Annotated in this window: 11 protein-coding genes; 6 read left to right on the forward strand and 5 right to left on the reverse strand. The window is 67.8% G+C overall.

Annotation, left to right across the window (positions count from 1 at the left end; translation table 11 throughout):
• Position 1 precedes the first annotated feature (1 nt).
• From yidC to RM812_RS05555, 6 genes are all read left to right on the forward strand, one after another.
• Entirely contained in the window at positions 2-1,279 is a 1,278-nt protein-coding gene (gene yidC, locus RM812_RS05530) for a membrane protein insertase YidC (RefSeq protein WP_311571256.1), read from the forward strand.
• 15 nt (positions 1,280-1,294) lie between these two features.
• Positions 1,295-1,807, forward strand: coding sequence for a Jag family protein (locus RM812_RS05535; protein ID WP_311571257.1), 513 nt, complete (start codon positions 1,295-1,297; stop codon positions 1,805-1,807).
• Between the two features lie 126 nt (positions 1,808-1,933).
• The gene (rsmG, locus tag RM812_RS05540) at positions 1,934-2,653 is read left to right on the forward strand and encodes a 16S rRNA (guanine(527)-N(7))-methyltransferase RsmG (protein ID WP_311571258.1); all 720 of its coding nucleotides are present in this window, start codon (positions 1,934-1,936) and stop codon (positions 2,651-2,653) included.
• A 344-nt stretch (positions 2,654-2,997) separates the two neighbouring features.
• Entirely contained in the window at positions 2,998-4,071 is a 1,074-nt protein-coding gene (locus RM812_RS05545; protein ID WP_311571404.1) for a ParA family protein, read from the forward strand.
• Positions 4,068-5,168, forward strand: a complete 1,101-nt coding sequence (locus tag RM812_RS05550; RefSeq protein WP_311571259.1) for a ParB/RepB/Spo0J family partition protein — start codon at positions 4,068-4,070, stop codon at positions 5,166-5,168. The genes RM812_RS05545 and RM812_RS05550 overlap by 4 nt, the downstream gene beginning before the upstream one ends.
• Before the next feature lie 332 nt (positions 5,169-5,500).
• Positions 5,501-6,118: a GNAT family N-acetyltransferase gene (locus RM812_RS05555; protein ID WP_311571260.1), complete on the forward strand. Its 618-nt coding sequence runs from the start codon at positions 5,501-5,503 to the stop codon at positions 6,116-6,118.
• Positions 6,119-6,199: 81 nt separating this feature from the next.
• Here RM812_RS05555 and trxA read toward each other — a convergent pair whose 3' ends face one another.
• The 5 genes from trxA to RM812_RS05580 all read right to left on the reverse strand — a co-directional run bounded on the left by trxA (position 6,200) and on the right by RM812_RS05580 (position 11,081).
• Positions 6,200-6,532 carry a thioredoxin gene (trxA, locus tag RM812_RS05560; protein WP_311571261.1) on the reverse strand — a complete coding sequence of 111 codons (333 nt, stop codon included), beginning with the start codon at positions 6,530-6,532 and terminating at the stop codon, positions 6,200-6,202.
• A gap of 41 nt (positions 6,533-6,573) precedes the next feature.
• Positions 6,574-7,542, reverse strand: coding sequence for a thioredoxin-disulfide reductase (gene trxB, locus RM812_RS05565; protein WP_311571262.1), 969 nt, complete (start codon positions 7,540-7,542; stop codon positions 6,574-6,576).
• 139 nt (positions 7,543-7,681) lie between these two features.
• Positions 7,682-8,572 carry an anti-sigma factor gene (locus tag RM812_RS05570; RefSeq protein ID WP_311571263.1) on the reverse strand — a complete coding sequence of 297 codons (891 nt, stop codon included), beginning with the start codon at positions 8,570-8,572 and terminating at the stop codon, positions 7,682-7,684.
• Positions 8,569-9,279 carry an RNA polymerase sigma factor SigM gene (sigM, locus tag RM812_RS05575; protein ID WP_311571264.1) on the reverse strand — a complete coding sequence of 237 codons (711 nt, stop codon included), beginning with the start codon at positions 9,277-9,279 and terminating at the stop codon, positions 8,569-8,571. Before sigM ends, RM812_RS05570 begins: the two co-directional genes overlap by 4 nt.
• A 77-nt stretch (positions 9,280-9,356) precedes the next feature.
• The gene (locus RM812_RS05580) at positions 9,357-11,081 is read right to left on the reverse strand and encodes a protein kinase family protein (RefSeq protein ID WP_311571265.1); all 1,725 of its coding nucleotides are present in this window, start codon (positions 11,079-11,081) and stop codon (positions 9,357-9,359) included.
• Positions 11,082-11,203 lie beyond the last annotated feature (122 nt).

Below are 11,203 nucleotides of genomic sequence, written 5' to 3' on the forward strand. Positions count from 1 at the left end.
AGTGGACACGATTGCCAGCCTCTTCAGCTTCATCACCTGGCCCGTCTCCTGGGTCATCGTCCAGTTCCACACGGTGTACGGGGCGATCTTCGGGCCTGACACCGGATGGGCCTGGGGCCTGTCCATCGTGTCCCTGGTGATCCTGATCCGTATCTGCCTGATCCCGCTCTTCGTGAAGCAGATCAAGGCGACGCGTGGGATGCAGACGCTCCAGCCGGAGATGAAGAAGATCCAGGAGCGCTACAAGAACGACAAACAGCGCCAGTCCGAAGAGATGATGAAGCTGTACAAGGAGACGGGTACCAACCCGCTCTCCTCGTGCCTTCCCATCCTGGCGCAGTCCCCGTTCTTCTTCGCCCTGTACCACGTCCTCAACGCCATCGCGTCGGGGGACACCATCGGCAAGATCAACAACGATCTGCTGGCGAGTGCGCAGAAGGCTCACATCTTCGGTGCCCCGCTGGCCGCGAAGTTCACCGACAGCGCCTCCAAGGTGGAATCCCTCGGCGCCTCGCTGACGGACGTCCGGGTCATCACCGCGATCATGATCGTGCTGATGTCGGCCTCGCAGTTCTTCACCCAGCGCCAGCTGATGACCAAGAACGTCGACACGACGGTCAAGACGCCGTTCATGCAGCAGCAGAAGATGCTGATGTACGTCTTCCCGGTCATGTTCGCCGTCTTCGGTATCAACTTCCCCGTCGGTGTCCTCGTCTACTGGCTGACCACCAACGTGTGGACCATGGGCCAGCAGATGTACGTCATCCGCAACAACCCGACGCCGGGTTCCAAGGCGCAGGCCGCCTACCTGGAGCGGCTGCACAAGAGCGTCACCCAGCACGGCAAGACGCGTGGTCGTGGTGAGAGGGCCATCGTGAAGGCCATCGTCGCCAAGGGACGGGACCGCAACGAGTTCGAGCGGAAGTTCATCAACGGTCTGAACAAGGCCGGGCTGGCCGCGCAGGCCGACGGCACCGTGGAGAAGAGCGACGCCGCTGTCACGGCCCAGTCCGAGGACGGCGCCACCGTGACCGCCACGCCCAAGCGCCAGCAGCCCAAGCGGCAGAGCAAGTCCCAGCGCCAGGCCGCCAAGGTGGCCGGCGAGTCCGAGCCGAAGACCTCGCTGACCAAGTCGGACGAGCCGCAGGACGGCGAGCAGGACACGAAACCTGCCGCCGCCAAGAAGCCGGCTCAGAAGTCCGGCGGCGGTGGCCGTAGCAAGGCCCAGTCCGGACAGCGCAAGGGCCCGCAGCGGCCCAAGTCCCCGTCGAAGAAGTAAGAAGGAGTCCATCCCGTGACGGAAGGCACCACCTCCGCCGCTGCCGAGGGCGCAGACACCCTGACTCGTCTCGAGCAGGAGGGCGAGATCGCCGCGGACTACCTGGAGGGTCTGCTCGACATCGCCGACCTCGACGGCGACATCGACATGGACGTCGAGGCCGACCGTGCCTCTGTCTCGATCATCAGCGACGCCCACAGCCGGGACCTGCAGAAGCTGGTCGGCCGGGACGGTGAGGTGCTCGAGGCCCTGCAGGAGCTCACGCGCCTGGCCGTGCACCGGGAGACCGGCGACCGCAGCCGGCTGATGCTCGACATCGCGGAGTACCGGGCCACGAAGCGTGCCGAGCTCTCCGAGCTGGGTGCCAAGGCCGCGGCCGAGGTCAGGAGCAGCGGCGAGTCCGTGCGGCTGAAGCCGATGACTCCGTTCGAGCGCAAGGTCGTGCACGACGCGGTCAAGGCCGCGGGGCTGCGCAGCGAGTCCGAGGGCGAGGAGCCGGAGCGCTTCGTCGTCGTCCTGCCCGCCTGATCGGTTCTCACGTTCCCGGCCCCGTCTGTTGCGCAGACGGGGCCGCATTTTGTCAGCCTGATAGTTCTGGTGGTTCTGGCAGCGGCGCCTGGCGCGCCGGTGCGGTACGGAAGGACGGTCCCCCCCGTGACGGAGGCAGCGGAGCTCCCCCCTGTGCCCGAGCAGGCACGCGAGGTGTTCGGCGATCGGTACGCGGACGCGGTCCGCTACGCGGAGCTGCTCGCCGAGGCGGGGGTGAAGCGTGGTCTGATCGGTCCGCGTGAAGTTCCCCGCCTGTGGGAACGGCATCTGCTGAACTGCGCGGTGCTCTCGGAGGTCGTGCCCGAGGGCGTGACGGTGTGCGATGTCGGTTCGGGGGCCGGCCTGCCCGGAATTCCGCTGGCCCTGGTCAGGGACGACCTGAAGATCACGCTTCTTGAGCCGCTGCTGAGGCGCACGAATTTCCTCACCGAGGTCGTGGAGCTGCTGGGGCTGGACCATGTGACCGTCGTGCGTGGCCGGGCCGAGGAGGTCATGGGCAAGATTCCGCCGGTGCATGTGGTGACGGCCCGTGCCGTTGCTCCGCTGGACCGGCTGGCCACGTGGGGGATCCCGTTGCTGCGTCCTTACGGTGAGATGCTCGCTCTCAAGGGCGACACGGCCGAGGAGGAGCTGAAGGCGGCAGCCACGGCGCTCAGCAAGCTGGGTGCGGTCGAGACATCCATCCTGCATGTCGGTGAGGGGGTTGTGGATCCCATGTCCACCGTGGTGCGGGTCGAGGTCGGGGAAAGCCCCGGTGGGGTGCGTTTTGCCGCCAAGCGGGCCAAGGCGGCCCGGACGGGGCGGACGCGTCGACGTCGCGGGTAGGCGTGCCGGTGGTTGCGGAGCGGGCACGTTGCGTAGGCGATGGGTGCGCGGGCCGCTGGGAGGGCGTCGGTAGCGCTGATCCCTCCTGATGGCCGACCGTACTCCACACAAGCTGCCCAACCTGTGCATGCCGGAGTGTCGCGACATTTCGGCACCGGCTGCTGTGCATCGTGTTTCACGTGAAACGTCGCTCACTGCTGCACGGCATCATCAGTCGGGGCCGCGCCGCGGCCGAACCCCGCGACCGGAAGCCTCTCGGGTCGCTCGGAGAGGGCATGGAGTTGTCCACAGAGGTGGATTTCTCCACAGAAGACCAGGCCTCACTGGTTCATGACCCCGAAGGCATGGGAGGCTCTGTTCATTGCGAGCCTGAAGTCGAGGAGAGTGAATCCTTGCGGTCCGACGCCAACATCGCGGGACCGATGACCGATCCGGTCCCCGGTCCCCGTACCGAGTCGACGGGGGCGGATGTTTCACGTGAAACACCGCCTCCGATGGACGACACTCCGATCGGTCGAGCTGCCCAACTGGCGGTGGAGGCGCTGGGGCGTGCCGGTGAGGCACTGCCGCGGCCCGAGCAGACCCGGGTCATGGTGGTCGCCAACCAGAAGGGTGGTGTGGGCAAGACGACGTCGACCGTCAATCTTGCCGCGTCGCTCGCGCTGCACGGTGCCCGTGTGCTGGTCGTCGACCTCGATCCTCAAGGCAATGCGTCCACCGCGCTGGGTATCGATCATCACGCCGAGGTCCCGTCCATCTATGACGTACTGGTCGAGAGCAGGCCGCTCTCGGAGGTCGTCCAGCCGGTCCCCGACGTCGAGGGCCTCTTCTGTGCGCCGGCCACGATCGATCTGGCCGGCGCCGAGATCGAGCTGGTCTCGCTGGTGGCACGGGAGAGCCGGCTTCAGCGGGCGATCCAGGCGTACGAGCAGCCGCTGGACTACATCCTCATCGACTGCCCGCCCTCCCTCGGTCTGCTGACGGTCAACGCGCTCGTCGCGGGCCAGGAGGTGCTGATCCCCATCCAGTGCGAGTATTACGCGCTGGAAGGGCTGGGGCAGCTGTTGCGCAACGTCGACCTGGTCCGGGGACACCTCAACCCCACCCTGCACGTGTCGACGATTCTGCTCACCATGTACGACGGCCGGACGCGGCTGGCGTCCCAGGTCGCGGACGAGGTACGCAGCCACTTCGGCGACGAGGTGCTGCGGACGAGCATTCCCCGATCGGTCCGTATCTCCGAGGCTCCGAGCTACGGGCAGACGGTACTGACCTACGATCCAGGATCGAGCGGTGCCCTCTCCTATCTGGAGGCGGCACGCGAAATCGCGCTGAAGGGCGTGGGCGTCAGCTACGACGCGGCCCACGCTCATATCGGCGCTCAGAATGACCCGAACATGGTGGAGGGGATCCAGTGAGTGAGCGACGGAGGGGGCTGGGCCGTGGGCTGGGCGCGCTGATCCCCAATGCCCCGACGGAGAAGTCGGTGGCTTCGGCGGCACTGGGAAATGCGGCGTCCGTGTCTCCCACAGCCATGCCGATGGTGCCGAACGACCGGGGAGTGGCTGCCGCGAAGGTGGCCACGCTGCCTTCGGCTCCTCGTGAAACGGAGGATCCGGCGGCGTTCGGCGGGACGGACATGCTCAGGTCTCCCTTGGGGGCGCATTTCGCGGAGATCCCCCTCGACGCCATCACGCCGAACCCGAAGCAACCGCGTAAGGACTTCGACGGCGACGCACTGGCCGAGCTGGTCATCTCCATCAGGGAGGTCGGTCTTCTCCAGCCGGTCGTCGTACGGCCGACGGGCCCCGGGCGCTATGAGCTCATCATGGGTGAGCGCCGCCTCCGGGCCTGCCGAGAGCTGGAACTGGACGTCATTCCGGCGATCGTGCGGGCCACGGAGGACGAGAAGCTCCTCCTGGACGCGCTGCTGGAGAACCTGCACCGCGCTCAGCTGAACCCGCTGGAGGAGGCCTTCGCCTACGACCAGCTGCTGAAGGACTTCGACTGCACGCACGACCAGCTGGCGGACCGCATCGGTCGCTCCCGTCCGCAGGTCTCCAACACGCTGCGTCTGCTGAAGCTGTCGCCGAAGGTGCAGACCCGGGTGGCCGCCGGGGTGCTCTCCGCCGGGCACGCGCGGGCGTTGCTCTCCGTCGAGGACCCGGAGGAGCAGGACCGGCTGGCCCATCGCATCGTGGCCGAGGGCCTCTCGGTGCGGTCGGTCGAGGAGATCGTGACCCTGATGGGCTCCCGACCGCAGAAGCCTCAGCGAGCCAAGGGCCCGCGGGCAGGCTCCCTGGTCTCCCCGGCGCTTTCGGACCTGGCGACGCGACTCTCGGACCGCTTCGAGACGAGGGTGAAGGTCGATCTGGGCCAGAAGAAGGGAAAGATCACCGTGGAGTTCGCCTCCATGGAAGATCTCGAACGGATCCTTGGCAGCCTCGCTCCCGGTGAAGGGCCCGTGCTGCAGAAGGGCCTTCTGGACGGGGAAGGCGAAGAGCTCGACTCCTGATGCTCGGGCGGGTGAAGCACGGGAACGGTGCTCCACCTGCCACCCGGGGCGGGTCGTTGCCGGTGTGTACCGGGACACGGCCCGCCCTTTGCTTTTCGTCAGTGTCGAGGTCAGCGCATCGTGGATACGATGCGTTCGAGATGGCGAAATCACCTGGCAGGACCTCTTGAGAGGGAGGCAGGGGCCATGCGAACGATGAGCCGCACCGGACTGGTGAGCGCGGGCTTGGGGCTGGGCGCGATGGGCGGATTCATCGGCAGCCTGCTCAGGGAACGGAGCGCTCTGACAGCTGCCCGCGATGCGGCGGGCGAAGGAAGCGAGGAACAGCCTTCATGGGGCGCCGGGTCGTACCGCTCACGCTGGACAACCTTCAGGACCTTCCCCGGCGCTGTCGCTCGTGCGTCTTCTGGGAACTGGACCCGGTCAGTGGCGAAGCCGCGGTAAAGGCCGGCACATCGGCCCTGGAGAAGGAATCCTGGATCTCGGCCGTCCTGCTGGACTGGGGATCGTGCGGCCGCGTGGTCTACGTCGACGACGTATCGGTGGGCTTCGTGCTCTACGCCCCTCCCGCCTACGTCCCTCGCTCGGCGGCCTTTCCCACCAGTCCTCTCTCGCCCGACGCGGTGCAGTTGATGACCGCCTTCGTGGTGCCGGGCTACCAGGGCCAGGGACTGGGTCGCGTCATGGTCCAGACGGTCGCGAAGGATCTCCTACGCCGGGGCTTCAAGGCCATCGAGGCGTTCGGTGATGCGCGCTGGAAGGAGCCCGCGTGCATCCTGCCGGCGGACCACCTGCTGGCTGTGGGATTCAAGACGGTCAGGGCCCATCCCAGCCACCCGCGGCTGCGGCTGGATCTCCGGTCCACGCTGTCCTGGAAAGAAGACGTGGAGATGGCGCTGGACCGTCTGCTGGGGGCGGTCCAGAAGGAGCCCGCGCTACGGCCGTTGTAGCGGAGGCGTGGTTCCAGGAAGCCCTGTCATGCGAATGGGCCGACCCGTCCGGGTCGGCCCATTCGTGTTTCACGTGAAACATCAGTCAGCGATGAAGTCCTCGAGGTCGCGAACGATCGCGGCCTTGGGCTTGGCACCGACGATGGTCTTGGCGACCTCGCCACCCTGGTAGACGTTCAGGGTCGGGATGGACATGACGCCGTACTTGGCCGCCGTACCCGGGTTCTCGTCGATGTTCAGCTTGACGACCTCGATCTTGTCGCCGTACTCGGCGGCGATCGCCTCGAGGGACGGCGCGATCTGGCGGCACGGACCGCACCAGGCGGCCCAGAAGTCCACCAGGACGGGCTTGTCGCTCTTGAGGACGTCCTCATCGAAGGAGGCGTCGGTCACCTTCTTCAGGGTTTCGGCCACAGCGGGCTCCTTAACTGGTGTGTGCGTGGGGTGGATGGAGGTCAGACAGTGGTCTTCTCGGGCTCGGCCTTGTCCTCGTCGGTGAGCGCGGCGAGGTAGCGCTCGGCGTCGAGGGCGGCGGAGCAACCGGTGCCGGCGGCGGTGATCGCCTGGCGGTAGGTGTGGTCGACCACGTCACCGGCGCCGAAGACACCGGTGAGGTTGGTGCGGGTCGACGGAGCGTCGACCTTCAGGTAGCCCTCCGGGTCCAGGTCGAGCTGGCCCTTGAAGAGCTCGGTGCGCGGGTCGTGGCCGATGGCGATGAACAGGCCGGTGACCGCCAGGTCCGAGAGCTCGCCGGTCTTGACGTTGCGCAGCTTCAGGCCCGACAGCTTCTGGTCGCCCTGGACCTCGGCGACCTCGCTGTCCCAGACGAACGTGATCTTCGGGTCGGCGAAGGCGCGCTCCTGCATCGCCTTGGAGGCGCGCAGGGTGTCCCGGCGGTGGACGATCGTCACGGACTTGGCGAAGCGGGAGAGGAACGTGGCCTCCTCCATCGCGGTGTCGCCGCCGCCGATCACGGCGATGTCCTGGTCCTTGAAGAAGAAGCCGTCACAGGTCGCGCACCAGGAGACGCCGCGGCCGGACAGAGCATCCTCGTTCGGCAGACCGAGCTTGCGGTGCTGGGAGCCGGTGGTGACGATGACGGCCTTGGCCCGGTGGACCGTGCCCGCAGTGTCGGTGACGGTCTTGATCTCACCCGTCAGGTCGACGGCGACGACATCGTCGGGGATCAGCTCGGCACCGAAGCGCTCCGCCTGTGCACGCATGTTGTCCATGAGCTCGGGGCCCATGATGCCGTCCTGGAAACCAGGGAAGTTCTCCACCTCGGTGGTGTTCATCAGCGCACCACCCGCGGTGACGGCGCCCTCGAACACCAGCGGCTTCAGCGACGCGCGCGCGGTGTAGAGCGCCGCCGTGTAGCCGGCGGGCCCGGAGCCGATGATGATCACGTTTCGGACGTCGCTCACGGCTTCATTCCTCGTCTCTGGACTGCGTCTTCAGGGCCGGGTGGAGCTTTTCTTCGGACTCTCACCCCACCCAACGGATCCTACGGGGCGCGCATTCCCGCTGTGTCCGGGCACACGGCGGGTGAGGAGACGCGTGGGTTCAGGGACGCGCGTAGGACTGCTTCAGCAGGACCTTGGCTTCACCGACGGCGGGGTGGTGTACGCAGGTCGATTCGACGATGTAGGCGGTGACCCGGGAGTCGTTGCGGGTGTCGGGCAGCACCACGAGCAGTGCTTCCTTGCCCTTGTAGACGCCTTCCTGCGCGGCGAGCGCCGGGTCGTCGCGCCCGATGGCGTTCTGGACGCATTCCGGAACCGTCGGCTGGGTGAAGACGCGGTTCTCGGTCCTGTTCTCGGACTCCATGCCAAAACTGCGTGGCGTGCGCGAGCCGCTCCCTCCCTGTCCGTCGGCGACGAGCTCGACCACCTGCTTCTTCAGCTGTCCCTCGGAGAAGGTGTCCACGGGTGCGGACCGCTGCCCTTGCGCTGTTTCGTCGGATGGCCCGTCGCCGGTCAAGGACGCCACGATCACGGAGCCGATCCCCAGGGCGGCCGCCGCGGCGACGGCGCCCAGGACAGCGACCCTGCGCCGCCCGTTTCGCCTGCGGTCCTTGCGGCCCGGACCCGTGGTGGAGGAGCGGGCGTGTCCGGAGGGACGATCTGCCGACACTGTTGTTTCACGTGAAACAGGCGGGCCGTCATGGCTCGCGTCCTCGACGGCTTCGGGCGCTTTCGCGTTCAGAAGGGCCTCGGCGGCGAGGGCGGCGTCGATACGGGTAGCCACGTCGTCCGGCATCCGCTGTGGTTCCGGCAGCGTTCCGAGAAGTCCCTGGATCTCCACCAGCGACGCGTAGACGTCCGAGCAGGGTGCGCAGGTCTCCAGGTGACCTCGAAGGTCCGTGGTCCGCGAGGGTGGGAGCAGGCCTTCGGTGAGGTCGGAGATCTCCGCGACATCCGGGTGCCCGGCCGTCTCTGTCGTTGACGACGTCACGCTCGTCCACCTCCGCCCTTCACTGCGGCTGAATCGCTCTGGCCCGCGTCCGATGGTCCGGCCCGGTGCGGCCCTGCTGCGGGTGGGACGGATGTCCCCTGCGTCCGGTTCCGCTTCTCGTCCTCACCGCTGCCGTCCGGGCGCAGGTGGGTGAGCAGCGGCAGGAGTCTGGCTCTGCCACGGGCACAGCGACTCTTGATCGTGCCGGTCGGCACGTCGAGGATCCGGGCGGCTTCGGCGACGGGGTAGCCCTGCATGTCGACGAGGACGAGGGCTGCACGCTGGTCGGTCGGCAGGGTGCCCAGGGCTTTCAGTAGCTGGCGATGCAGGTCGTTGCGCTCGGCGGGAGCCGAAGCCGACTCATGCGGTTCCAGGAGCTGTTCCAGGCGCTCGGTGTCGTCGACGGGAGCCGTCTTCCGGGAGGCGGCCTTGCGGGCGCGATCCAGGCAGGCGTTGACCGTGATCCGGTGCAGCCACGTCGTGACGGCTGCCTGGCCGCGGAAGGTGTGTGCGGCCCGGTAGGCGGAGACGAGGGCGTCCTGGACCGCGTCAGCGGCCTCCTCGCGGTCCCCCAGCGTCCGCAGGGCCACCGCCCAGAGACGGTCACGGTGGCGGCGGACGAGCTCGCCGAAGGCGTCGGGGTCGCCTTCGACGTGGCGGGCAAGGAGGTCCCGGTCACTGACAGCGCTGTTGGCGGCCCTGTCCAAAGGTCCCTCCCTCCGACCATCTCTCCGCGACGCCCGTACCCGGCGGTCGTCCTCAGACTGCCAGGAGGATGATCCCTTTATGATCCGTAGATCTTGATTTCCGAGATGCCGCCCCGGTAGTTGTTCGGTGAGGTGTCCGTTGGCAGGTCGGTGATCCGCACCAGAACGAACCGCGTCTTGACGGGTTTCTTGAGCTTCTCCGTCAGGCTGTTACCTGTGACCTTCAGGTTCGTGAGCCGTTCGGGGTAATCACCCAGGTCCGAAGTCCCGGAGCCGTCTTCTCCGCCGGCGAGGACCTCGACGGTCTGACCGCTGCGGTAGAGATCGATTCCGATCCGGGTGACCGTGCGCACCTCACCCAGGTCAATGACGATGCCGCTGCCCTCCTTACGGGGGGCAAGGTTCCCGAAGTTCGAGTAATTCTGGTACTGGGGCGTGATCCAGGCCGTCCCGGGTTTGCCGTCCACGGCGAGCGAGACCTGGTCCTCCTGTATGCCGGAACCACTGGGCGCGAACTCCGTGGCCGCCTCGATCCCGAGCAGCTTTCCCTCCGGCACCCCTGCCTTGGCACCGCCCTTGTCGTTCTCCTCCGTCGTCTGCGTCTGGTTCTGGTCGTCGGCCTTGCCGCCCCGCTCCACGAGCGCGTCCGCCAGCTGCCAGCTGCCGAGGCCGAGTGCGGCGATCAGCAGGGCGGAGACGGTCCACTTCAGAGCCTTGCCGGTACGGCTCTGCAGCGGGGGCGGTGGGGGCGGCACCGGCTGGGTGACGCCGGGGTGCGGTGCCGGGCGGCCGTACGTGCCCTTCTGGTACGACGTGCGCTGGTACGCGGGCGGTGCGGTGTACGCCGGTTCCGGCGGGCGGATGCGGGGCATCTCTCCGATCGCCTTGACCAGTTCCTCCGGCGTGGTGCACGGGGACTCGTGGCGGGATGCGGTGGCGCCGTCGTTGGCGAGTGCCCGCATGGCGAGCTCGGACAGGCCGCGGTGGACGCCCGCGCGCACCTGGTCCGGCGGGATCAGACCGAGGTCCTTGGGGAGACCGGCCAGACCGTGGGCGTCGCTCTCGTACGGCCAGCGCTGGGTGAGCGTGGCGTACAGCAGGGCGCCGATGGCCTCGGTGTCGGCACGCTGCGGAGTGTCGGAACTGATGCCGCGCAGCGCGGCGTTGACGGCGAGCCCGCGGATCCGCCACTGGCCCGTCGACGTACGCAGCACCGCGTTGGGGTTCAGGCGCAGATGGGAAAGGCCTTCGCGGTGAGCGGCGGCCATCGCGGAGGCGACCTGACTGACCATCTGGTAGGCGTCGTACACCTCCAGGGGGCCGTTGGCGAGGAGTGCGGTCAGCTCGGTGGCGTCGGGGAGCCATTCGTGCACGACGTAGACGAGGTCCTCGTCCTCGACGGCGTCGAGTACCTGGACGAAGCGGGGGTCGCCGAGAAGCGCGGAGGAACGTGCCGCGGCCAGCACGGAACGCGCCCGTGCGTGGTCCGCGGGAAGGAGGTGCACCCCGACAGCTCGGCGCAGCTTCTCGTCGACGGCCCGCCAACTGCTGAAGCCGTCCAGACGGGTGACGCACTCCTCGAGGCGGTAGCGTCTGGCGAGCTTGTGCCCGCTGTGCAGTTCGGGAGGCGAGGCCTTGTCGCTTTCCTCGCCCGTGGGGTTCCCCTGTGCCTCGTCGCTGTCCGTGTCCCGCTCCCGGTTGTTGGCCACCCCGTCGGCCGTGGACTGGTCCGCCTGTGCGGTCAGCGACTCGTCGCCGCTGTTGTCTGCCACGTCGACGGCAGCTGTGCTCCGTTCCGCCACCGTCGTCCCTGCCTCCCCTTCGATGCAAGCCGGCCGACTCCCGCTGCGCGCAGTCCGACGCCGAACCCAATTGTGCCCACAGTCCGCCGCTATGCACGACACACGGCGGCGGATGATGGTTG

The sequence above is a fragment of the Streptomyces lancefieldiae genome, assembly GCF_031845825.1.
Lineage (GTDB): Bacteria > Actinomycetota > Actinomycetes > Streptomycetales > Streptomycetaceae > Streptomyces > Streptomyces lancefieldiae.